25 protein-coding genes and 1 pseudogene are annotated in these 23,365 nt (G+C 38.6%); 9 read left to right on the top strand and 17 right to left on the bottom strand.

Annotated elements, in window-relative coordinates; all coding sequences use genetic code 11:
- Window positions 1-4: 4 nt before the first annotated feature.
- Window positions 5-2,029, bottom strand: coding sequence for a serine/threonine protein kinase (locus DSM106972_RS00205; RefSeq protein ID WP_127077732.1), 2,025 nt, complete (start codon window positions 2,027-2,029; stop codon window positions 5-7).
- Between the two features lie 187 nt (window positions 2,030-2,216).
- On the opposite strand from DSM106972_RS00205, the pseudogene DSM106972_RS00200 reads away from it, so the two are divergent.
- Window positions 2,217-2,697 (top strand): annotated as a pseudogene (locus DSM106972_RS00200) (hypothetical protein).
- Between the two features lie 571 nt (window positions 2,698-3,268).
- On the opposite strand, the gene DSM106972_RS00195 reads toward DSM106972_RS00200, so the two are convergent.
- The 3 genes from DSM106972_RS00195 to DSM106972_RS00185 form a co-directional block, all read right to left on the bottom strand.
- Entirely contained in the window at window positions 3,269-3,529 is a 261-nt protein-coding gene (locus tag DSM106972_RS00195) for a hypothetical protein (protein ID WP_127077730.1), read from the bottom strand.
- 118 nt (window positions 3,530-3,647) lie between these two features.
- Entirely contained in the window at window positions 3,648-3,869 is a 222-nt protein-coding gene (locus tag DSM106972_RS00190) for a type II toxin-antitoxin system HicA family toxin (RefSeq protein WP_127077728.1), read from the bottom strand.
- Window positions 3,859-4,065: a type II toxin-antitoxin system HicB family antitoxin gene (locus tag DSM106972_RS00185; RefSeq protein ID WP_127077726.1), complete on the bottom strand. Its 207-nt coding sequence runs from the start codon at window positions 4,063-4,065 to the stop codon at window positions 3,859-3,861. Before DSM106972_RS00185 ends, DSM106972_RS00190 begins: the two co-directional genes overlap by 11 nt.
- A gap of 109 nt (window positions 4,066-4,174) precedes the next feature.
- On the opposite strand from DSM106972_RS00185, the gene DSM106972_RS00180 reads away from it, so the two are divergent.
- Complete coding sequence (locus tag DSM106972_RS00180; RefSeq protein WP_127077724.1) at window positions 4,175-4,381, top strand: hypothetical protein; 207 nt, start codon at window positions 4,175-4,177, stop codon at window positions 4,379-4,381.
- A 119-nt stretch (window positions 4,382-4,500) separates the two neighbouring features.
- Here the strand turns inward: DSM106972_RS00180 and DSM106972_RS00175 are convergent, their stop codons facing one another.
- From DSM106972_RS00175 to DSM106972_RS00150, 6 genes are all read right to left on the bottom strand, one after another.
- Window positions 4,501-5,706: a glutathione S-transferase family protein gene (locus DSM106972_RS00175; RefSeq protein ID WP_127077722.1), complete on the bottom strand. Its 1,206-nt coding sequence runs from the start codon at window positions 5,704-5,706 to the stop codon at window positions 4,501-4,503.
- Between the two features lie 46 nt (window positions 5,707-5,752).
- Window positions 5,753-7,126: a tRNA uridine-5-carboxymethylaminomethyl(34) synthesis GTPase MnmE gene (gene mnmE / locus DSM106972_RS00170; protein ID WP_127077720.1), complete on the bottom strand. Its 1,374-nt coding sequence runs from the start codon at window positions 7,124-7,126 to the stop codon at window positions 5,753-5,755.
- A 154-nt stretch (window positions 7,127-7,280) separates the two neighbouring features.
- On the bottom strand, window positions 7,281-8,087 hold the full coding sequence (locus tag DSM106972_RS00165; RefSeq protein ID WP_158632738.1) for a PIN domain-containing protein: 807 nt from the start codon (window positions 8,085-8,087) through the stop codon (window positions 7,281-7,283).
- A gap of 33 nt (window positions 8,088-8,120) precedes the next feature.
- A complete protein-coding gene (locus DSM106972_RS00160) occupies window positions 8,121-8,558 on the bottom strand; it encodes a helix-turn-helix domain-containing protein (RefSeq protein WP_127077716.1) in 438 nt (145 codons plus the stop codon).
- A 376-nt stretch (window positions 8,559-8,934) separates the two neighbouring features.
- Complete coding sequence (locus DSM106972_RS00155; protein WP_127077714.1) at window positions 8,935-9,786, bottom strand: hypothetical protein; 852 nt, start codon at window positions 9,784-9,786, stop codon at window positions 8,935-8,937.
- Between the two features lie 128 nt (window positions 9,787-9,914).
- The gene (locus DSM106972_RS00150; RefSeq protein ID WP_233787283.1) at window positions 9,915-10,547 is read right to left on the bottom strand and encodes an AAA family ATPase; all 633 of its coding nucleotides are present in this window, start codon (window positions 10,545-10,547) and stop codon (window positions 9,915-9,917) included.
- Window positions 10,548-10,750: 203 nt separating this feature from the next.
- Here DSM106972_RS00150 and DSM106972_RS53025 point away from each other — a divergent pair, with 203 nt between their 5' ends.
- The 3 genes from DSM106972_RS53025 (at window position 10,751) to DSM106972_RS00135 (ending at window position 11,618) form a co-directional block, all read left to right on the top strand.
- Window positions 10,751-10,921 carry a DUF2281 domain-containing protein gene (locus DSM106972_RS53025; RefSeq protein ID WP_233787282.1) on the top strand — a complete coding sequence of 57 codons (171 nt, stop codon included), beginning with the start codon at window positions 10,751-10,753 and terminating at the stop codon, window positions 10,919-10,921.
- A 77-nt stretch (window positions 10,922-10,998) separates the two neighbouring features.
- On the top strand, window positions 10,999-11,235 hold the full coding sequence (gene vapB / locus DSM106972_RS00140; protein WP_127077712.1) for a type II toxin-antitoxin system VapB family antitoxin: 237 nt from the start codon (window positions 10,999-11,001) through the stop codon (window positions 11,233-11,235).
- A complete protein-coding gene (locus tag DSM106972_RS00135; RefSeq protein WP_127077710.1) occupies window positions 11,232-11,618 on the top strand; it encodes a type II toxin-antitoxin system VapC family toxin in 387 nt (128 codons plus the stop codon). The genes vapB and DSM106972_RS00135 overlap by 4 nt, the downstream gene beginning before the upstream one ends.
- Window positions 11,619-11,784: 166 nt before the next feature.
- Here DSM106972_RS00135 and DSM106972_RS00130 read toward each other — a convergent pair whose 3' ends face one another.
- Window positions 11,785-12,537 carry a DUF3891 family protein gene (locus tag DSM106972_RS00130; protein ID WP_127077708.1) on the bottom strand — a complete coding sequence of 251 codons (753 nt, stop codon included), beginning with the start codon at window positions 12,535-12,537 and terminating at the stop codon, window positions 11,785-11,787.
- A gap of 146 nt (window positions 12,538-12,683) precedes the next feature.
- Between DSM106972_RS00130 and DSM106972_RS00125 the strand changes: the two genes are divergently transcribed.
- The gene (locus tag DSM106972_RS00125; protein ID WP_127077706.1) at window positions 12,684-13,592 is read left to right on the top strand and encodes a carbohydrate ABC transporter permease; all 909 of its coding nucleotides are present in this window, start codon (window positions 12,684-12,686) and stop codon (window positions 13,590-13,592) included.
- Window positions 13,593-13,706: 114 nt separating this feature from the next.
- Here the strand turns inward: DSM106972_RS00125 and DSM106972_RS00120 are convergent, their stop codons facing one another.
- The 4 genes from DSM106972_RS00120 to DSM106972_RS00105 all read right to left on the bottom strand — a co-directional run bounded on the left by DSM106972_RS00120 (window position 13,707) and on the right by DSM106972_RS00105 (window position 17,629).
- Complete coding sequence (locus DSM106972_RS00120; RefSeq protein WP_127077704.1) at window positions 13,707-15,095, bottom strand: ATP-binding protein; 1,389 nt, start codon at window positions 15,093-15,095, stop codon at window positions 13,707-13,709.
- A 95-nt stretch (window positions 15,096-15,190) separates the two neighbouring features.
- A complete protein-coding gene (locus DSM106972_RS00115; protein ID WP_127077702.1) occupies window positions 15,191-16,855 on the bottom strand; it encodes a response regulator in 1,665 nt (554 codons plus the stop codon).
- Between the two features lie 23 nt (window positions 16,856-16,878).
- On the bottom strand, window positions 16,879-17,163 hold the full coding sequence (locus DSM106972_RS52400) for a phosphate-starvation-inducible PsiE family protein (RefSeq protein ID WP_411675270.1): 285 nt from the start codon (window positions 17,161-17,163) through the stop codon (window positions 16,879-16,881).
- 259 nt (window positions 17,164-17,422) lie between these two features.
- Window positions 17,423-17,629 carry an acetyltransferase gene (locus tag DSM106972_RS00105; RefSeq protein ID WP_127077700.1) on the bottom strand — a complete coding sequence of 69 codons (207 nt, stop codon included), beginning with the start codon at window positions 17,627-17,629 and terminating at the stop codon, window positions 17,423-17,425.
- Window positions 17,630-17,913: 284 nt separating this feature from the next.
- Between DSM106972_RS00105 and DSM106972_RS00100 the strand changes: the two genes are divergently transcribed.
- Window positions 17,914-18,102, top strand: coding sequence for a CsbD family protein (locus DSM106972_RS00100; RefSeq protein WP_127077698.1), 189 nt, complete (start codon window positions 17,914-17,916; stop codon window positions 18,100-18,102).
- 62 nt (window positions 18,103-18,164) lie between these two features.
- Here DSM106972_RS00100 and DSM106972_RS00095 read toward each other — a convergent pair whose 3' ends face one another.
- Window positions 18,165-18,602 carry a pentapeptide repeat-containing protein gene (locus DSM106972_RS00095; protein WP_127077696.1) on the bottom strand — a complete coding sequence of 146 codons (438 nt, stop codon included), beginning with the start codon at window positions 18,600-18,602 and terminating at the stop codon, window positions 18,165-18,167.
- Between the two features lie 169 nt (window positions 18,603-18,771).
- Entirely contained in the window at window positions 18,772-20,853 is a 2,082-nt protein-coding gene (locus DSM106972_RS00090; protein WP_158632737.1) for a sensor histidine kinase, read from the bottom strand.
- Between the two features lie 580 nt (window positions 20,854-21,433).
- On the opposite strand from DSM106972_RS00090, the gene DSM106972_RS00085 reads away from it, so the two are divergent.
- Window positions 21,434-22,504 (top strand): bestrophin family protein, encoded by a 1,071-nt coding sequence (locus DSM106972_RS00085; RefSeq protein WP_127077692.1) that lies wholly within the window; start codon window positions 21,434-21,436, stop codon window positions 22,502-22,504.
- A 315-nt stretch (window positions 22,505-22,819) separates the two neighbouring features.
- The gene (locus DSM106972_RS00080; RefSeq protein WP_127077690.1) at window positions 22,820-23,239 is read left to right on the top strand and encodes a response regulator transcription factor; all 420 of its coding nucleotides are present in this window, start codon (window positions 22,820-22,822) and stop codon (window positions 23,237-23,239) included.
- Window positions 23,240-23,365: the final 126 nt, after the last annotated feature.

The raw sequence follows: 23,365 nt of genomic DNA, 5'->3' as shown, positions 1-23,365 counted from the left end.
AAATTTATCGGGTTTTCGTAGATTTAGGAGTTGCATTCGGTTCTGGACTACCAAAGAAAAATTGTTGTAGATTTTCTTCAAGAGTGAGGTTGTCCTGTTTTTTAGGCGCCTTTGTTTCGGTTTTCGCGGGTCTGCCAAGATTAGGAACCTGCTGTTGAGACGATAAATTTTCGGCACTAGTAGCTATATTATCAGCGGCTTGTTGCAACAGCGGATTGATTTTGTCACGCCAGTACTGAATATTAGGTAGTTTTTCAGGCTGCTTCTGATAAGAGGTGACTTTATCCCAGTTACCTTTAGCGACTGCCTCATCAATATCTTTAAATAATGATTCGGCTTTTGACCAGTCTTGCTGCCATTGAGAAATCATTTTACCTGTCTCCTCAATTCCCGCAGGTACCGATTTTAATAAATCAATAGCTCCTTGTAAGTCACCAGATTCATATTTATCGCGTGCTTGTTCAACTACTTTGCTGTCTTGCTTTTGAGTTTGTTCATCAATATTTGGTGTAGTTACTTTATTTTCGTCTGTATTTTTATCTATATCTATATTACTTTCTGTATTGTTATCCTGATTTTTATTTGGCAACGGCAACCAATCAACTATTGTTTTTGGTTTTGGTTCGGGACGTGCGGCAATAGCACTACTATCGTTAATAATTTTCGTAGCAATACCCTTATCGCGTAGACAGTTCGCCCATTCAGAGCTATTACCAATAACATCCGAGTGAACCCATGCGACCTTACCTGTATCTAGTCGTATTTGTACCCATCCACGTTTTGTACGTGTACCAGTAACTTCTAAAGCAGTACGACCTGAGACGGTTTGCAAAATTGTATCAGAGGATATGGCCGCAGGTTCAGAACGAATATTGGCTGTTTCGCTGGTTATAGCCATACAAGTTTGTGATGCTAGAGTATCACCACCTTTTGTCCAATTTGCCGTAAGACTTTGGACATTTTTTACTACTTGTGGCGCCGCATAAGCTGCACCACCAGCAAGCAAAGCTAAAATGAATAACTGTAATATATCGGGGCCTGTTGCTGCTTTACGTATAGCCTTGACATTTTCTGGTGCATATCCACCACTACCACCTCTATTTCCAGGCGCCACAGCAATTGTTTGCTGTCGAGAAGAGAGCGAGGAATGTTTTACAATTGGGTACTGTGTTTTGCGGTACTCTTGATTCTCTGGTGCAGCAGGTACAAACGCACGCAATGCTTGTAGAGCTTCGGTAGCGTTTTGGAATCTGTCTTTAAAGTGATAGCGAATCATCTGATTTAAGATGACACCTAACTGCGGACTGATAGAAGCATTTTGCCAAAGAATTTCGCCAGTGTGGGGGTCTTCTTGTAAATCTACAGGCGCCACACCAGTGAGAGCTTGAATAGCAATAATACCTAGGGCATAAATATCACTGTTAGGACGAGGTTTGCCTTGACCTTGTTCGGTAGGCATATAGCCAGGTGTACCAATTGCTACCGTAGATGAATGTTGAACACCGACAGTGCGAGTGTAGGCAGTAGCGCGTAATTGTTTAACGGCGCCGAAATCAACTAATACTAGCTTATTGTCACCACGGCGCCGGATAATATTATCGGGTTTAATATCGCGGTGAATAACTCCCTGTTGATGGACAAATTCGAGAATGCTAAGGATTTCATCTAAAAGTTGAACAACCTGACCTTCGCTCCAAGTTTCTCCCGGAACGAGTTCTTCACTAAGAGTATGACCTTCAATAAATTCTTGTACTAAATAAAATTCTTGATTATCAACAAAATAAGCCAAAAGCCGAGGAATTTGGTTATGACTCCCCAGTTTTTCCAGCGTTTCTGCTTCGCTTTGAAACAAGCGTTTAGCAGTATCAAATATCTTAGAATCGTTACTAGAAGCAGGTTTAAGATGCTTGACTACACAGATAGGGTTGCCAGGTCGTTTGGTGTCCTCAGCAATATAAGTTTCACCAAAACCGCCCGTGGCAAGAACTCTGATAACTTTATAACGATAGTCTAGTAGCTTGCCAATCATATATCCTCCAAGCTTGTTGACACCCGACTAAACAGGTGGTAATAAATATCTCCAAATCCTCCGCAGCAAAATCCGCTATCTTAATAAAAGATTTTGCTAAAAACCCAACTTTTTCGTAAATATTTTTTTAAACATAGTTTTTGAATTTAGTTCGTGAATTTTAATACTAGAGTATAAAAAATCACTTATGCCACCCAAGATAACCGACTCCAACATATGGCAGCAGGCAGAAACCCTGATGCAACCAGCATTTATCCGTCTTATCGACAATATCCGCAAACAGCTTGACGTATCAAACTGGAAAGGAACCTACCAAGACGTACTAGTATGGGCGCCGGGTACCAGCGATGAAACCAAGGCAATGGTGACTTCGTTAATAGAGGAACTCGAAACTGCAACCCCGGAACGAACAGAAGATATCAAGCGCACCCTCGAAAAACTACCAATGCCCCATCCAGGATATCATCTGTGTCTACAGCGTCAAGAGCAGCGACTCAACATCGATATATGGGAATTATGCTACCAAGTATGTTTCCAAAATTATGCGTCAGGCGAAGCAGTATCTATAGATACTAGTTTAATCGATGAACAAGGAGAAGTCGGATTGGAATACATTAGATATCAAAGCCAAACAAATCATTGACACCGTGTTCCAAAATTTACCTTAATCTGATCCCCCCTAACCCCCCTTAATAAGGGGGGAACAAGAAGCATCTCGCTTTTGTCATGCTGAGGCACGAAGCATCTCGCTTTTGTCATGCTGAGACACGAAGGGCGCAGTTTTCCCGTTATCCGTAAACGAAGTTTTCCCGCAGGGTAGGATATCCCGAAGGGTAGGGTAGCATCTTAAAGATTTTGAAGTTTATTTAAAAGTAAAGTTTTAACCCGTTTTCAAGATAAAGCAAGTAACAAGTAAGAGAAATAACCACAAAGGCACAAAGGACACAAAGAAAGAATTATTAAGCCAGCTAACTTAATGAAACAAACCAATAGCTCACGTTGTTGATTTTGGTAATAAAGATATTTACCACACAGACACAGAGGGCACAGAGAGGAGAGTTTCTTGAGCTTAAAATTAGGCGCCTATCTTCTAGAATTAATGACACTAAGGAAATGTTTTGAAGGCGCCCTTTTATGTCATGAGTCTACCCTATCATAAGTAGCAATCCTTAAGATTACGGGTAATACCATACCATAAGCGGAAATCTTACCATCATTAAAATGCTACACTTTAAATTGTTAACCAAGCATTATAGGAATCTGCTTAGGTTTCCAGCTATCTAAAGAAGTGCGAAGCGGAACTAATTCGTTTAAATACTCATTTAACTTAGCTTTATGAACATCAAGACTAGCACGAATTTGCATTTTTTCAGATTCTCTAGTTTCCCGTTCCTTCAACAAAGTATCAAACTCATCCTGAAACTTTTTAATGTAATCATTAACTTGAGATTCAGCATTTATAAAATCTGCTGAAACCTGTTTATCAATGACTCTCTCCAAAAGATGCTGGTTTCTCTTAACCTGTTCTTTGAAGCAAAAGCTAGTTAAAACACGTACAGCTTAAATTAACAAGTCAAATAATGCCTTCAGTAACAACACCGAGATTAAAAAATGCAAGTTACAATATTTCAAATTCTTCAATGCTTATCCCAGCTTGTCGTAAAATACTGCCAAGCGTACCAATACTTATTTCCCGCTTGTTAGGTACTATCGCAGTACGTATTCCTTCATCGATTATTTTCGCAAACTTTACGTGACTACCTTTTTGACTAACTTCCTCAAAACCAGCAGCTTCCAGCTTACGTTTTACTTCACGAAAAGGTAATGGTTTAAGCGGCACCTATTTCTACCTCAAAAGTCTTAATCTGGGGTACTATCGTAGCTATTGGTGGCTCAAAATGCAGTGACAAAGCTTCGCTTAAATTTGATAAAGCTTCAGCTTCAGTTTCTCCTTGACTTGCAATATCCACTTCCAAGCATTGTGCGACAAACCAGTTATCCTCTTGCCATACACTTGCTGTAAATGCCTGTTTCATAAGTTTCGCTTTTTAAATCTTTATATTGTTTTTAATTAGATAAGTTTATATTCTGTATTATAACATATTTATTAAGCTACGCTAGTTACTTGCTCGGAAAGAAAACTGTATGAAGAATCCTGAAGAAATTAAATTACATATACGTCCTCGTCCGACTGAGACGGTTTCTATTAAAATACCAACTGATACATTAGAATCGCTTCAAAAAATAGCTGCGATAAGGGATATGTCTGTAGAAGCTCTACTTAAGTTTTATATTGGTCAATGTTTAAGACAAGACTTAGCGAAACAATTTTCTGGGCGCAAATTTCTGTAATTCTCATACTTAGATATTAATATTTATAGGTACAATATTTAAAGAATGGTGCGTGACGCTACAAGTATGACGTAAAAGTACACGATTTTTTATGGCGCCACACACCCTACGTTTTAATTTTACTTGCGAGCAAAGTTAGATGGGTCTTGATCTCGTCGATGGTTAGTGGGAATGGGAGCTGGCTGACCATTACCCACAAGGGAGGCAGTTTTTTCTAGGGATTCCCTCAATCTCTTGGCTGCGTAGATGGACATGTCTCGTGGTACATTAATGCGGTCGCGTAAATATCGCAGAGCGACATCAGAACCTGATGGAGGTATACAGTCTTCGCCTGTCATCATGTATGTTAAAGCACAACGGAGGGCTTGATCGAACAATTGATTATCGGCGGGGTTAACTCGAATAATATTAATGCGGTGTTTGATGGTTCGTTGAAGAGCTTCCATACGGGAGTTTTCGGGTTCTGGATAAGTAACATCTGGTAGCCCAAACCAGGGGCCGTTATCCACCCGCGCTTTATTGAGAAGCATCTGGGTTTCGCCGTTTTCCCAACAACCCCCCATTTGGGGTGGCAAATCATGTACGTGGGTGTGAAAGTCGCTCTGGGTACCGCAGTAAGTAGGTCGGCTTTCCATTGCCGCAAACCATGCGTTAAATCGAGGGTTTTCTTCTCGCAGGGAATAACCTTTGTAGTAATAAAGACTCGCATTCATCCGTTCGACATAGGGTGTAAAGATAACATCAACTGTGCCAAAGTCCGATAAAAAGTAAGGTCCTGGAGTACGACCCAAAGCATCCTCGACTTTAGCCACCACTTCTATAAATTGTTCTCGGTTGCGTTGTTCTTGTTGAGAAGAAACTGCTCTTGTACACAGCCAACCGCACCAAGCTCTAAATAAAAGTCGTTCTAATTGACGTAAAGGAAGCACAGTGCGGTCTTCCATTCCTTGGTTCAATGCTCCAAAAACCTTTTCTAAAGCAAGCAATATGTCATCGCTTTCCTTAATAATCCGCCCCGAAAGCTCGATTGCGGGTAGCATTCCTGATGGTACCTTACGTTTGTACCAACTTTCTTTGTCCCCATAGCAAAACATTGTTACTTTTTCGATGCGGTAGGGAATCTGTTTTTCTTCTAACCATAGCCAAACTTTTTGACAGTAAGGACACCAAGCGTGGTTATCACGGTACAGCGTCACCCGCACATCAGATTCGGAGTGCCCAAATAAGCGCAACGTAGCTCTTGAGTTGGTGGGACCATTAACGGTATCTATTTGATAGTTCGTGAGGGTTTCTAGTTCTTGCCAGCTTAGGGGTGCGGTTGTCATAAGGTGAGCTTCTGCTAAATAATCAATTAAGAATTAAGATACACTTTTACTTACCAATACAAAACCGACTAAATATTTTATCTAATACAGACTCTGTTACTTCTTCTCCTGTAATTTCACCTAGGGCGTAAATGGCGCCACGTAAGTCAATACTCCAAAAATCAAGAGGTAAGTCTTGCTCAATAGTTAATAATACTTGTTCTAAACATGACTTTGCTTGTGTCAGTGCGGCGCCTTGACGTTGGTTAATGGCAAAATCTAAAGAAGCAGCAGTAATTTTACCAGATTGGATTTTTTCTAGAATAGCTGTTTCTAAAGCGTCTATTCCTTGATTTTTTGCTGCTGCTGTTTTGACAACATTATTTATTTCTTCAGGATAATGTTGTTGTAATGACGCGATATCTATTTTATTAACAACCAAAATTAACGGGCGCCCTTTCACGTTAATATATATTTCTTCATCTAATGGTGTCCAACCAGTAGAAGCATCAATAGTTAATAACACTAAATCTGCTGACTCGGCAGCTTTGCGCGAACGTTCTACACCAATCTTCTCTACAGTATCTTCTGTCTCTCTTATTCCAGCAGTATCTAATACTTGTACAGGTATACCACCTACAACTAATTGCGACTCCACAACATCGCGCGTTGTGCCAGGTAAATCAGTGACAATTGCCCTATCGCTACGACTCCACGCATTTAGTAAACTAGATTTTCCGACATTTGGGCGCCCAACTATAGCAACTTTTAAACCCGTTCGCAGCAATTCCCCTTTTTCTGCTGTAGCAAGAATACGATTTATTTCTAGGCTAATTTTTTGAATTTCCGCAGTGATAAACTCATAATCTAATGGTGGTAAATCGTCTTCAAAATCGATACGTGCCTCAATTTCCGCTAAAACATCCAAACAATCTGCACGCAGTTTTTTAATTGGTTGAGCTAATTTACCTGTAATTCCAGCTAACGCAGTTTGTGCAGCTTGTGGAGATTTGGCGCCAACTAAGTCAGCAATACCTTCAGCTTGCGTTAAATCTAGGCGCCCATTTAAAAATGCTCGTAGTGTAAACTCTCCTGGTTGTGCAAGACGGGCGCCTGCTTCTAAACACAACTGTAACACTTGCTGCACTGCCATAATTCCCCCATGACAGTGAAACTCCACCACATCCTCACGGGTATACGAACGTGGTGCTTGCATTATTAATAACAGCACTTCGTCTACGAGTTCTTGGGTTTGAGGATGACGAATGTAACCATATAAAATGCGGTGACTTTCCCAAACTTGCTTACCTGGTGCATGAAAAAGCTTTTTAGCAATATCTAGAGCTTCGGAACCAGACGCGCGTACTATCCCGACGCTACCTTGTTGTGGGACAATAGCGGTAGCGATGGCAGCAATGGTTCCTGTAGTGGCGAAAGGCATGAGATTTTAAATTTTAAATTCTGCTATAGCAATCCTAGATTATTCGTGAAAGAATCGATGCTCGAAATTAACCACAGAGACTATTAGGACACAGAGAAAAGGCTTGGTGTCGGTTTTCATAAAATCTTACAATCTAGTACTGAGTTGAAATCCTTTACGAATAGCCTTCTTCATTTAGTTGTTTTAAAGCTTCTTGAAATATTTCAATATCTTTAACCTTGAGATTTCCTATAAATCCATCACTGCATGAACGAAAAACTTCTCGTTTAGTACTCTTTTCTATAATTGAAATTTCATTGTTAGTTTCAGAGATTTTATAGCGATTTCCACTTAGAACACGCTGACCTTTTCCTGCATTAGTAACGCTAGCTAAAGCATTTATCGCAAACTTTTCAACTTCATAGCTATAGGCGTAAATTAATATTCGGCTAGCAAACTTTGGTTGTTCGTTCTCAAAATTTGAAAGGAATTCTAAAAAAGTCATAGGCGGCTTTTTATACCCCGCAATCTGTGTAGAGATTAAATCATACAGAACATCATCACCATTTTCATTACATAAGTAATTTAGAAAATCATCAGGATGCATGACTTCCATATTCCAAGGCGCCAGAGACGATGCAGGAAAATCTTTTAGATTCGATGTGACGATTACATCGACTTTTGCATGAACAGCAGCAGCAAGTACATGCCTATCTTTAGGATGGTTTTCCATCTTTTCCTCTAAGGAAACTGGAGCTTCCACCAGCGCATGAAAAAAACCTTTAATCAAAGCGGCTCTAAATCTATCTGCTGTCACTTCGTCCATTCGTCCCCTTTTTACTCGGTTCCGAATAGCCTCGTCCAAGATTTTATCAGAAAAATGAACTCGGTACAGCCCCTGATACGCTGCTTCTAGTAATACATTAGACAGAGAATAAGGAAAAATTACGCAAGCGTCGAGAAGCGCAGAAAAATTACCCACGATTAGAAAAAGTACTCAACATTACTTATTGCTTTAGTCAAACAAACCATTCTCTTGCATAATCTCCGTCATCTCTGACAGCGATTGACGACACTGAGAATCTTTCTTTTCCTTATAATCCATTAAATCTTTTACTTTAATCCGACGATGACTACCCGTCTTTGTATAAGGAATCTCATTATTTTCTAGCAGCTTTATTAGATGGGGACGAGAAACATTCAGAATGTCAGCCGCTTCTTGGGTAGTCATTTCACGATTATTAGGTGTAATTGTTATTGTTGTTCTACCTTGCTCCAACGCGGGTAAGATTTGTTGCAATACTTGAAACACATTATCGGAAATAGGTAACTCTGTACCGTCTGCTCGAACTAATTTATGTGTGCCATTTTGGTAACGTTCTTCAAGCTGTTTCCTTAAATTACTAGAACGATTTCCTTCTGCGTCAATAGTGACAAGTAAGTTCTTGGACATAGTTTTATACCTACGCGCAAATCATTCAAATTATCTGTTTTTTTACTCAGTACAGGAGGTAAGAATCCAGAATTGTGCAGTTGTACAAAAAACAATAAACGAGAATAATTTGGTTTAAACTAGCTTTACCTGTAAGTGTTTACAAGGTAAGATACTCAAAACCTGGGGTTATTTAGCACAATCCTTACGAATAGATAGCTGAACCATACTGTATATCTGGATTTTTTTGTTCCTAGTTACGTTATTGTACTCCGATAATGGAAAAATCGCAATATTCGCAATATTCGCAAAAAACGAAATTTAATGGAATTATTGGCTGGTAACACCAATTATCTAGTACAGGCGGTTGCTAAAACCTCTTGTATAATAATTAACCTTAATAAGGCGATCCTTCTTCACTATCTGTTGGACTTTGACCACTATAATAATTTTCTCGAAGAGTTTTAAGTTCCGGCAAGTCAAATATGCTGGATGGATTACCTTGAAGCGCAAGATATCGCGCGTTGACAAGCATAGGGTCGTTTACATTTATGGAGAATTCTTCAACAGCACTTGGTTCAAACTGTCCCAAGATTAAAAGATAATTTTTCTCTAATCGACTTGGTAGTGATGGTTCAGAACGAAGGGCCTTTTTAACTGCCTCAATATGATGGCTTTGCTTAAAATCATTATATTTGTGCCCCAGATATAGCCATGATTCTGTGGACATTAGCCTTTCGGGTATACTAACTGAACCATCTGAGATAGTGGCAAATTCAACAATTAACTCCCATTCTTGAGCATCAATATTCGGCAAGAAGCGCATTGCTCTAATTGTTACTGCTTTAAGATATTCAACGGGTTGCTTAAGGTTTTGATAATATGCCAGTAAACTTCTAATTTGAGCAAGGTAGCCTTGCCGTGCTAGATTTTCTAACACATTTATGGGGTCGCGAATTATCCAATAAGCTTCACGCAAAATTTCCATCAGGCTGCCGAGAATATCCCCAAGTCCTAAAATAGAAAGTCTGTGGAGGGCAAAGCGAATATGCCTTTGCAGCTTGCGTATCTCACTTGAATTACTATTGTTTTCTTTACGTAGCTCTTGCCAGCTATTCTTGAATAGTTCAACTAATTGTATACGTATGTTATTTCTATTTTCGTTCCAAATATTATTAGAACTTGTAAAGGAAGCAGCCCACTGGATAATTGCATCAAAAGACTCACTATTCGGTGGTTCTGTGAACATTAATTCTCCTTCCAGCCCAAAAACTTCCTTTTGTTTCGCTAAGTCTCTCTCTCGACTTTTTGAGTTGAATAGATATTTGTATATCCTACGGCTGAGTTCTGTCTCGTGTGTATAAATTATTACTGCTTTTAGGCACCTATTTTTTCTGCTGAAGCTAGTAGTGCTGCACGGTATTCGGATGCTGGTGGTGCATTACTACCCAACGCCTTTTTAAAAACTTTGGGGTCAATCAAATAATTTTCAATTTCTTTTCTCTCCCAGTACCAACCTAAAAGAACTTGTGTACCACCTTCTGTAATGTACAAATTGCGTGCGTAGTAACGTCCCGCGAATTGGTAGTACTGAGCATCAGTTGCAGTATAACAGCGTTCTCCATCAAGGATTAAGCGGACGCGCTTACTGTCTCCTGGTTCAATTAAAGAACGTTCAGTTCTGGTTGCAGCCCATCTTTTAAATAACGCGCGCGTAGCAGTAATTTCTTCATCCGTAAATAATACAGACAATTCAATACGCGGCGCCCCCCAACGTTGGTAGCGACCAGGAAGAAACCCTAGCCAATCAAAATCTGTGACTCGTTGAATTTGCTTTGTTGCCAGTGCCAAGGGAAGCGCAATAGCTTGTAGCAAGGTTGTCTTCCCCGTACCATTATCGCCTAACACCAAAAACCTGTTACTAATGGTATTGATGGTTTGGTTTTGAAACGACACCTCCAAATTCTCGAAGCGCTTAAAATTAGTAATACTGATGGACTCAACTTTCATAGAAATCCTGAGCTACACAGAAGTTCACCTAGTTCCAATATAAAACGCGCTTTCTTCAAAGCGTTTAAGAAAAAGGCGCCTTTACTTATATTATGGGTAATATAAACTTACAAAGTAAAAGCCTTCGGACTCCTCAAGTTATAAATATGACATCAGAACTAATTGCGAAACTAAAAACTTTGGCGCCTCAACAGCAACAATAAGTGTTAGATTTTGTTGAGTTTTTAGTAAATAAATATACTTATTCTCAAGAAGCACTGCAACAACGAGTACCAGACTTAAATAAAGGTCAGATTTGGATGAGCGATGATTTTGATGACCCACTGCCGGATGAATTTTGGTTAGGTAAGGGTATAATATATAAATACCACTAATGCCTACAACCTAATTTTATAGGTGTACTGCAATATGTGGATAAGTATACAAAAGTATATATTCAAAAGGGATTAAGATGACTCCTCAAGTTCTTGATACGACATCAGAAGTAATTACCAAGTTACAAACACTACCACCTGAACAGAAACAGCAAGTGCTAGATTTTGTTGAATTTTTAACACAAAAGTATGCCCAACCTGAAAAAACACGAAAAAAACGAGTTTTAGGTTTAAATCGGGGAAAGTATCGGATGAGCGATGATTTTAATAAACCTTTACCAGATGAGTTTTGGTTAGGTGAAGGTGTAATATGAGATTGTTATTAGACACACATGTTCTGATTTGGTTAGCTGTAAATCCAGAACTTCTTTCAGAGAAAGTTAGTAATTTATTAACAGATGATAACAATTTTTGGGTACTGAGCATTGCTAGTGTTTGGGAAATACAAATTAAGGTTCAGCTTGGTAAGCTTGATTTACCTGTATCAGTTCCGGAGTTAATCGCGAGTCAACAAGAAGTTAATAACATGCAAATTTTACCAATTGAGTTAAGTCATGTTTATGCATTACAAGACTTACCCAATCATCATCGTGACCCCTTTGACCGTATTATAATTGTTCAAGCTATTTTTGAAAAAATGCCTTTACTAAGTGTAGATGAGGCTATCGCTGCTTATTCTGTGGAAAAGATTTGGTAATGGTTTAATTATTATTGTTTGAGATAATATTGTTGTATGTTGGGTTGCGCGTTGCTTACCCAACCTACGTTTATTGGGGGTTATCGTTCGTAGTGAGAAACCCGGTTTCTTTTGGTAACGCTGAAAATTGTTGTGTTTAGTGTGGAAGAAACCGGGTTTCTGGGGGTTATTTGGCGAATGTCCATTCTAGGGTTTTGATGGGCGCCTTTTGTAGTGCTTCTGTGAGTTCGTTGTTGTCGGTAAATTGTAGTTGGTCTAGATAGGTAGCTTCGAGTCTAACGGTGAATTTGTCGTCTTTGAATGCCCAAGGTTTGACTGTGATGTTACCGTCGCTACGCATTGATACGCTATAGCTTTGTCCGTCACCGTCTTTGGCTATTTCTAGCGCGCGGAAATCATCGGTTTCTTCGGCGCTGGTGGTACCTTCGGGAACTTCTTTGTTGCAGAGAATGAGTGACATTCTATCGCACCATTGGAAGAAGGCATACGCTTTAGCGGCGTCGTCTTTTGTTATTTCTAACTCTTCAATCCATTTTTGTTGATTTGCTATCTGTTCGTCTAAAAATTCGTCTATTTCTTTTGATTCACCGCGCATTCCTTCGATTAAAAAGCTCATGTGCATCGAGATCAACATTGCTACCCAGCGTCCGCGATACTGAGCGTTTTGTGTAAGTTTACGCACACGTTCTAAATCAACTTCTTTTTCAAGAGTAAAATCGCGTGGGGCGCCTGCTGGTGTAAGATGGTTTCCTTCCCACTCTTTTTCTAAGTCATCGTGGTGGGAAATTGCGGAAATTGTTTCTAACCAACGTTGCGGGCGTAATTCTGGGTGCCAATTTCCGGCAATTTGGGCAGCGAGTAATGCGTGGGCACGATGGTATATTACCTCCCATCCTTGTTCATGTAGGTTAACTATCATGCTTCTACCTGGAACTTTGGTGTAGTATTAGTTTGCATTTATATAATGCAAAAGTTAAACTTTCTTAATCATCTACCGACAGAACGAAAATACTACTATCGAGAGGTAGATTTACAAATTAAAACTTATACTCAATTAGTCAGCTTATGTTTAAATATATAACCAAAAATGAACTTCGTATTCAGCAACTACTAACACCTTATTTATTTTTACTACCTGCTTTAGTCATTTTAGGCTTAACAGTATTTATACCTGCGCTTCAAGCATTTTATTTGACTTTTACGCAAATTCAAGATTTCGGCGGGTCGCAAACATGGGTGGGTTTGGCTAATTTTGTTCGTTTATCTAATGATTCTACATTTTGGAAGACTTTGGGTAATACTATATTATATCTAATTGTAGTAGTGCCAATTCTAGTGACGGCGCCTTTGGCTCTCGCTATTTTAGTCAATCAAAAACTACGCGGTATTACCTGGTTTAGAGCAGCATATTATGCACCAGTTGTAATTTCAATGGTGGTTGCTGGTATTGCATGGAACTGGTTATATCAAGAAAATGGCTTGATTAATCAACTTCTTCAAAGTTTAGGTATTATCAAAGAAGGTATTCCCTGGTTAACTAGTCCAAGATTTGCCCTTTTCAGTGTAATGGCTGTAACCGTGTGGAAAGGTTTGGGTTATTACATGGTTATTTATCTAGCTGGGTTACAATCAATTCCTGCTGATGTATACGAAGCTGCTTCAATAGATGGTTCGGACGGAGTGCGTAAACATTGGGACATTACTTTACCTTTAATGCGTCCTTACTTAGCTTTAGTTGCTGTAATTTCCGCAATTTCTGCGACAAAGGTGTTTGAAGAAGTATTTATTATGACCCAAGGTGGACCACGCAATAGTTCCAAAACTATTGTTTATTATTTGTACGAGCAAGCTTTTACTAATTTAGAGATTAGCTATGCTTGTACTATCGGTTTAGTATTGTTTTTGATTATTTTGGCTTTGTCTGTTTTACGATTATTGCTCAATAATGGCGCCGAACATGGCAACGGATTATAACGGATGTAACGGATGGTTAATTAGTTGAAAGCAGGGTTTGAGGGGGTTGATAACCTTACACAAAATTTTGTGCGTAACAAACAAATCATCCGTTACATCCGTTGCATCTGTTGCCTATCTTTCACATTTAGTTTTCTCACTTGGATTAATTGGTAAGTAAATACGAAAACTCGTATTTCCAGGTTTAGATACAAAGTGAATATCACCGTGATGCTTCTTCACTATAATACGGTAGGTAATATCCAACCCTAACCCAGTTCCGGCGCCCATTTCTTTAGTAGTAAAAAATGGTTCAAATATACGCGGTTGTATAGCTTCTGGTATTCCTGTTCCGGTATCTGTAATTTCAACTAATATACAAGTATTATCTGATTCTGTACGAATTGTTAATTGCCCTTTGCCTTTCATGGCATCTATAGCATTATCTATTAAATTAGTCCAAACTTGATTGAGTTCACTGCCGTAAGCTTGGATACGCGGTAATGTTAAATCATATTCTCGTTTTACTGCTATACCTTTTTTGAGTTTGTGCCCAAATATAATTAAAGTGTTTTCTATTCCTTGATGTACGTCGATTTCTTGTAAAGGCGCCTGGTCCATGTAAGAATAACCTTTAACTGCTTGAACTATTTCTGAAATGCGCGCAGTGCTTTGTTCAATTTGGTTTAATAAACAAGTTTGGGCAAGTTTTGCTTCTAACCAATGTAAAACTATTTCAAGTTTATCTTGTGGTATTTGGTCTGCAAGATTATCTAGTTTATCTGTATCTATAGCTGTATTCACAAATGTTGGCGCCATTTTCCAACTATTTTTAATATCATGGTCTTCCAACCAGTCGGTTACAGCGTCTTCTTTATCACTTTGGTCTAAAGGGTCGAGTTTTATAGTAGGGTTTGCTTGAAGTTCAAAGTCACGAAGAAACTTTAATTGCTCTTGCGATAAAGAATAAAGCTCACACATTAAAGATTGCAAAGTCTTTGAAATTTCACGTAAGTTTGATGAAGCGCGTTGTGCTGCTGCTGCGGGATTATTTAATTCGTGTGCTAAACCTGCGGAAAGTTTACCAAGTGCTGCAAGTTTTTCAGAATGACGCATTTGCACTTCTACATCTTTGCTGCGTCCTACCATTGCCGTTAATATTACATCCGCTATTGGTGAACATTCAGCAATAATACGTTTAAATGTTTCGCTATCTATTTCTAAAACTGTCGCATTTGTTAATGCACGCGCGCTAGCTGAGGCGCCATGCCCAGTTAACATTGATACTTCACCCATAAACTCACCTCGACGGTGAACTGCAAGCAATTTTCTCTCTCCACCGAGTTGCTTTGTTATTTCAATTTCTCCATCTAAAACAATACAAAATTTATAATCTGCTTGCCCTTCTGTAAATACAGTATCACCAGCATTTAAATGAATTTTGGCGCCGACTTTTTGCATTTTATGTAATGCTTCTTCGGGTAACTTGGGAAATAAAGCGTTTTCGTTTGGGTCGTGCAGCATAAGTTTTCTTGTGAGGTGGGCTTTAAGAATGCCCCGCCCTAAATATAATATTGCTTTGAATGTCTAACAGGCAGGGATGCCTGTTCCACAAGAGACTACAAAACTTTACTTAGATATTGGTGAACAAATTGGACACATATTGAACCTTCTCCTACTCCTGATGCTACACGTTTGACTGAGTTATGACGCACATCTCCAACTGCGAATACTCCTGGGACGTTTGTTTCTAGTAGGTATGGGTCGCGTTCTAAGTTCCATCCTTTTGGGCGCCTTTCTTCACGTTTCAAGTCGGGGCCTGTTAATATAAACCCACGTTCGTCACGTTCGACTATTCCATCTAACCATGTAGTTGCTGGTTGGGCGCCTATAAATATGAATAGTGAGTTCGCGGGTACTGTTTGCGTTTCTTGGGTTAATACGTTTTGAAGTGTGATTGCTTCTAAAGAGGTTTCACCTTTTGCTTCGATGACGCTGGTGTGTACTTTGACTTCGATGTTGGGTGTTGATGCTATTTGCTCTATTAAATACTGCGACATGCTTTTAGTCAATGAGTCTCCGCGCACTAACATGGTGACTTTTGCTGCATATCTAGAAAAGTACATCGCTGCTTGTCCAGCAGAGTTGGCGCCTCCTATTATATATACATCTTCTCCTTGACATGATAATGCTTCGGTTTGTGCGGCGCCGTAATAAACACCTGCACCTGTTAACCGTTCTACACCTGGTATATCTAAACGGCGCCATGATACACCCAGTGCTAATATCAATGCATGACAACTAATCTCACTACCATCTGCTAGTTGTATAAATCTATATGGCTTTTCTACGCGAATACCTGTAGCTTCTTGGGGTGTGATAATTTCGACACCAAACCGCCGAGCTTGGGTTACAGCACGACGCGCCAAGTCTCCACCGCTTAATCCAACTGGAAAGCCTAGGTAATTTTCGATACGCGAACTTGTACCCGCTTGCCCTCCAGGCGCCTCGCGTTCTAGCATAACTGTACGCAATCCTTCCGATGCACCATAGACAGCAGCAGCTAAACCCGCAGGGCCACCACCTACAATCACTAAATCATAAAAGGGTTTTCCCGCTTGGGTTTGTAAGCCTATTTTCTCGGCAATTTGTGTATTAGTTGGTTGTAGAGTACTTGTACCATCAGGGAAAAGTACTAAGGGTAGTTGCAAATGGTCGCATTCTGCATATTCGACTAATTTCTGTGCTTCTTGCGATAACTCAATATCCATCCATTCGTATGGTACTTGGTTACGCGCGAGAAAGTCTTTTACTGAATGTGAATGCGGTGACCAACGGTTGCCAATTACTCGTATTCCTTCAAATGGGGGACTAAACGAAGCTGACCAATCATCGAGTAAATCATTTAAGACTGGATATAACCGTTCTTCTGGAGGGTTCCACGGTTTCATTAAATAGTAATCTACTCTTGTTGTGTTGATTGCGCGGATTGCTGCATCTGTATCAGCATACGCTGTTAGTAACGCTCGCTTGGCGCCGGGATATATTGATAAGGCGCCTTCTAAAAATTCTACACCTGACATTTGGGGCATTCGTTGGTCGGCAAGGAACAATGCCACCGTTTCGTTACGAAGTTTAAGCTTTTCGAGTGCATCTAACGCTGTTGCTCCCGACTCCGCACGTACAACTCGATAGCGGTCTCCATACTCTTGTCTTAAGTCACGCGCAATTGCTTGTAAAACTTCTGGGTCGTCGTCAACCGTCATTATTACGGGTTTAGCCATGAGTTTTCTCAATAACCAGGTAGTTAATTATCATCGTATATAATTTTGTGCCAAGGTATTTCCAAGGCGCCACGAATAATTATTTCCCGTAGCACAGATACAATTTTAACTTCAACTGCTACCCCCACTGATATACGCTGTTCGCGTAAATATATTATCAATAGTTTAAATAACTCAACTAAAATTAAAATAAATAATATATCTGATGTAATATTTTGAAACTTAATTGGTACAATGAGAGAGCTAAATAAATCGTACAAACGAATTACCATCACTCCAAATAAACCTATAGCTAGGACAAATACGATAATATTCTGGATTGTTTCTAAAAATTGAATAAAATTTTCAATATCAAACCAATTCCGTTACTCATTTTGATTTTTTGGCAGCATCTTTCCAATATGAAGAATTTTGCTAATCGACAAAACACTTTTTATATTAGCAAGAATATTTATATTGGCAAGAGTATTAATAACAAAACTAAGACCAAAAAATTGTCATCCACAACACAGTAAAGCATCTCTAAGATTCTACACGTAGTAAGAATGACAATTTTTCGTTGAAATATTATTTCTGGTAGTCAGCATCTAACCAGCAGCGAGGTAAGCTTTCACCAGAAGGAAAAATCAAATTTGATTTCTTTAAAGGTTCTGGGTCTTGTTCTTCTTGTCCTGATTGGTCTTGCACTGTCACACTATCTTGATTAGGGCTTATTAGTGCCTGCAAGTCATTTATCTCTACTAAAGTTCCGGTTTCTTTGTCTTGTAGAAGCATAAGCCTTGATTGTTATTGTTGAAAATGGCTATTTGATTTAATTCATTTTCAGACTATCTCAGATGTTACACGCTTTTCACCAATCTAAAGAGAGATATTAAAGATTATTTAAGCCTAATTATAATTATATATCTTTTGGATTATCAGATATAAATATTTATACAACTTGAGTGGGATGCCAATACTCACCTATGACGAGATATTAGGTAATAGGTGGGATAAAGAAGTTTATCTCATTGAATTGATAAAAAAATCAGTTTGACAATTAATAAGGAGCTAAGACAATGAGTTTAGAAGAAAAAGCAAAAGCTGCTGCGAAAAATATTGAAGGCAAAGCGCAAGAAGCACTTGGTAATGTAACTGGTGACCCCGCAGATAAAACTGAAGGTCAAGCGAAGCAAGTAGAAGCTGAAGCACGCAACGCTAAAGAAGATGTCAAAGATGGCGTTAAAGACATCGTTGATAAAGCATAATTTCTAACATAACGAAATTTTGTAGAGACCGTATTAATACGGTCTCTACGTGTGTATATATATTATTTAAAATATGTGTCGTCTACAATAGATTCTGGTATATACTCACTACCATCAGGCATAATGGCGCCACGTAAAAACGCATCATTAAAGTTGGCGCCTGTCAATACCGCTTCTAGCATAAAAGCATGACTAGCATTTACTTCTACCAAAATAGCATTCGTTAAAATTGCAGCGTTCAACTGAACTTCACTCAAATTAGCTTTGAGAAGCATTGCATGATTTAAATTTGCTTTCATTAAATTGGCTTTGACTAAATTCGCTTGACGTAAATTAGCAAAACTAAGATTTGCGCTCGATAAATCTGCTTCTACTAAATTTGCTCTACTCAAATCTATACCACGTAAATCCATACCAGATAAACATACGTTCGCCAAATTAATTCCTGCAAAATTTCTTTTCCCTTCGGCATATTTTTGCAATAACTCCTCTGCGGTCATTGAATTCTCCTCAAATTAAATATATGTATAGACCCGTAATTTTGGTGCTGGGACGCAGAATTACAGTGTATGAGCAGCAATTTTCAATGTAGAGACGCAAGATTCCGCTATATAGACGCACGCTCTTAGTGTATAAACACGGTATGTCGCTTCCTACAGTAGTATTCGATTAAATGGAAGTTGGCAGTCTGAGAGTAGCGGTTGTTCCCTGACCTTCTCCAGCACTGTAAATATCAATTGTACCACCATGCATTTCGACTAAATGCCGTACTAAAGATAATCCTAATCCTAACCCTCCATGTATGCGAGTAAAAGAACCATCTGCTTGACGAAAACGGTCATATATATAAGGTAGAAAATTTGTGCGAATACCTTGTCCTGTATCCTTAACCTCTAGCTGAACATACTGCTGTTGAAAAAGACGAACTGTAACGCTTCCTCCTTTGGGTGTAAATTTGATAGCGTTAGAAACTAAATTCCAGACAATTTGTCTTAAACGTTCCGCATCTCCACGCACTGGATTAATATTTTGGTCGAGGTATGTCTCGATATGAATTGATTTTGCTTCTGCTGCTAGTTGTAACGACGATATCGCCTCCTGAGTTATCATTGCAAAATCTACAGTCGCTGCATCTAAACACAACTTACCTGTAATAATACGGGAAACATCGAGCAAATCATAGACAATTTTTAGCAAATTTTTAGCATTGCGCTCAATCGTCTCGACTCCTTTTTGGACAGCACTATCTGTTGAACTGCGACGCGCGAGCGTTTGTGCCCATCCTAATATAGAGTGTAGTGGTGTGCGAAGTTCGTGAGACATCGTAGCCAAAAATTCGTCTTTGAGACGATTTGATTCTTGCGCTTGCTGGTATAATTGCGAGTTATCGATAGCCATTGCTGCGCGACAAGCTAAGTCAACAGCCAATACCAAATCTGACTCTGTATACCTACGTTGTGACTCAGATGTTGCTAAAAATAACGTTCCAAAAATTTGACCGCGCGCAATTAACGGTATCATCATACATGAACAAGGTTGTAATTGCTCATATATATTGAGAAGTTCCTCGTCTTGCGTAACTGAAGTTGCCGTATTATAGTCACACTCAGTTATTAAAATCGGTTCTCGACTTTGAAAAACTCTAGCAGTCAAACTATTTGGACTCTTGATATGATTTTGATAACGGTTGGCTAACTCATCAACTAGTCCTTGTTTCTCGCTCATACAGTGCATTGCAGCAACCGACTGAAAAGAACCATCCGAACCCAGTTTCTGCACTAAGCAATAATCTGCCAAAAATGGTATAACCAAACGTACTACTGATGATAAAGTAGTTTGAATATCTAACGAAGTTGCTAACACTCGTCCTGCTTCCGATAAAAAAGCATACCTAGCTTGTGCAAGTTCGACTTCTTGACGTGCATTTTGTTCGCGTATAAATAATGAATGTCGTTCTGTTTCTATTTGTTTACGCTGCGTAATATCTCGAAAATAAATCGAAATTCCATTTACCGAGCGGTAGATATTATGTTCTAGCCAGAGATTAAGCTTTGGGTAGTAAGCTTCAAATTGTACTGAAGTTCCAGTATCGGCAACTTCGTGACATTTTTGATAAATTGCTGTATCAACTAACTCTGGGTATACTTGCCAAATATTTCTACCCAGTAACTCACCTTCGTATTTTTGTAGAATCTGTGTGGCTTTTTCGTTAACAAAAGTGTAACGCCATTCATGGTCAAAAGCCACAACTCCATCTGTAATGCTTTCAAGAATTTTTGCGAACTGAGCATTTGTATGACGTAGTGCAGCTTCCGCCATCAAATGCTGTATCATTTGATTTAAAGCGGCGCCATCAGTTTCAGCTAGTTTTACAGTTTGATAAAGCAGCTGATATTCTAATGGATTAGACACAAATGGTAGTCCAGATTGCTGTTTCTGAAGCGTTGAAACTTCTTGAGTCAGTACAACCAAACCATTTTCTGAAGGATAGACGTAAAATTCTATACATTTATCAAGCAAGGTGTTGAACTCTTGCCAGCGCATTGGCACTTGCTGACTTACTGCGTTGTGGCAGTTTTGATAAAAAACAGGTGTTCCCGCTTCTGTCAATACTTCATAAACATTTTTACCTATCAACTCTTCTTGACATTTATCAAAAATTTTGGCGCCTTCATCATTGATAAAGATAAACCGCCACTGTCGGTCAAGAATAATTACACCATCGGTAATACTATCTAGAAAAGTAGCCATTTTAGTTTTTACCTCGGACGAATCAACATTTAAATTAAAATTCATCCTCAAGGTGTGAGCATAAAAATGTCAGTTTGTTGTCCGCCTTTAGCTAGAATATAGTTTATGTAACATTGTAGTTTACCTTATGCTTATAACACCGTGTACTCTTTGCTTCGAGGCGCCTGTGAACTTGACGAATTTACTCTTACAGCATTGAGGACGCACGCATTGTTCAAAAAAGTTTTTATTTTAGTTCCATTTTATTAGAATACTTGAATTTTTTATAAAGTCTTCCCTCTTATTGGTGAACCAGCTTTATTTATTGCTCAGTCATAAGACCTATATATCTAATCTCCATAAGTATTAGTTTTGTTAATACTATCTATAAGTAAAACTTAATTTATTTATCTAAAAGTTTATGCATCAAGGTAGAAGGCGCCTGTAAAAATTAGAATTAATATAAATACATAATAGAAAATAAAAAAGCATCACAGAGGTCAGCTAGTATAAAGACCTTGAAAATAATAATGGTAGGGCGCTAAGTTCAATATATAGAACTAGCGCTTTACTACTATTAAACCCAGTAAAATCAAAACTCATGCTGCGTAGATTCCTTAAAATCCAACTCAAATTTCTCAGAATTGTTCCATCGAATAAAAAGCGCGACAGCAACAGCAAAAATCAAAGTCAAAAGCAGTTGCAAGAAGCGAGCAATTCGTTACGTTTAAAGTATCGTCTTTACAGAGGAAAACTACCAAATCGTCTACAAGTAGTATTACAACCTGTTAGTTCGTTACTTCCGGCAGTGATACCGTGGACTATCTTTTTTGCCGCGTATGCTTTTTTGGTATCGTTACTTTTTCATTTGGGGTTTTCTGTAGCGCTGTCTGAAGACGGTAATATTCTTACCAAAATAATTTGGAGTTTTAATATTATTTTGACTTTGTTACTGGTTTTCCGGACTAATACTGCTCACGAAAGATTTTGGGAAGGCAGAAAACTCTGGGGAGGTTTAGTCAACGCAATACGAAACTTAGCTCGTGATATTTGGATAATAATTAAAGAGAAGTCACCCGAAGACCGACAGGAAAAGGAAGCAACATTATTGCTCATTGCTGCGTTTGCCATTGCCATGAAGTTACATCTAAGAGGGCAACCAGTCAACGAAGAGTTAGAATTATTGATGAGCGAAAGTCAATACCGGAAACTCCAGCAAGTAAACCACCCTCCATTACAAATTGCTTTTTGGATAGGAGATTATTTACAGCAGCAACATGACCAGAAATGTTTAGATATTTATCAACTTACAGCTTTAAATACACTAGTGAGTGAATTAGTAAATATTTTAGGAGGTTGCGAGCGTATTTTGAAAACACCTCTACCGTTAATATACGGTATTATATTAAGAATGTTGGTAATTGTTTACTGTATAGTTTTACCGCTTGAACTTGTTGACAATGTACAGTGGTGGACAGGCGCCATTAATGCATTCGTTGGTTTTAGCTTACTGAGTATCGAACATGTCGGAGGTGAAATCGAAGAGCCTTTTGGTTCTGACTCGAATGACCTACCTTTAAATGTTATATGCAACACTATTCTATCAAACGTGCAAGAAATCATTTCCTTTACCCCACAAAGTGCCCGTGCAAGTTCAAAATTAAATTTCTAATTACTTTGTATAATTAATTCTGGCAGGTTGTAGCATAACCCAAGGCGCCTGTGCAGTTCATTTGGCGCCACCATTAGTATAGTGACAATATGGGATAAAGCACTACCTTACATAAATTTTTATCTATACATTGATTATATATTCCTTCGCTATTGTAATAACCTAACTAAAGGGAGAAGGGGACTGCCCGTTAGCATCTGAGACAATATAGACAAATTTAATAATAAGCAAGTAAAGCTTGATATCACTCTAATTTGATATCGAGTGTATATTTTCATGACCATACATACTTTTTAAAATCAAGGTTTTTTAATCATGCGTAACATTTTTTCTACTCAAAATTTAGGTAAAAAGCGAGTTCTTGTCGTTGACGATAATATCGATAATGCCTTACTTTTAGCAACATTATTAGAGATGGAAGGATATCTAGTTGATGTTGCGAATTGTGGATACACAGCAATTTCTAAAATTGAAGCAAATCCGCCAAATATTGTGCTACTAGATTTAATGATGCCAATAATTGACGGTATTGAAGTTGCTCGCTGGGTACGTCAAAATAGACCATCTGTTGCTGTTGTATTAGTCACAGCTTACAGTGATTTAGATGATTTGCTTCCTGACAAAATTAAATTTGATGGTATAATTACTAAACCTCTTAACTTTGAAGAAACAATCTTGCTAATACAAAACATTTTAGAGTATGGAAAACAGCCAATAAGCCAAACGTATAAATAAATACGTTGACTGCTTCTCGTTGCTAGTGGTAAAAGTTCCATCTTGAAAAAAATTGTCATTCTGAGCGCAGCGAAGAATCTCGATTATCTTCAAAGTTTTTAGATGCTTCACTACGTTCACCATGAC

Origin of the sequence: Dulcicalothrix desertica PCC 7102 (assembly GCF_003991905.1) — a bacterium.
Lineage (GTDB): Bacteria > Cyanobacteriota > Cyanobacteriia > Cyanobacteriales > Nostocaceae > Dulcicalothrix > Dulcicalothrix desertica.
Note: the sequence above shows the minus strand (reverse complement) of the source record. Positions and strands in the feature narration are given on the sequence as shown.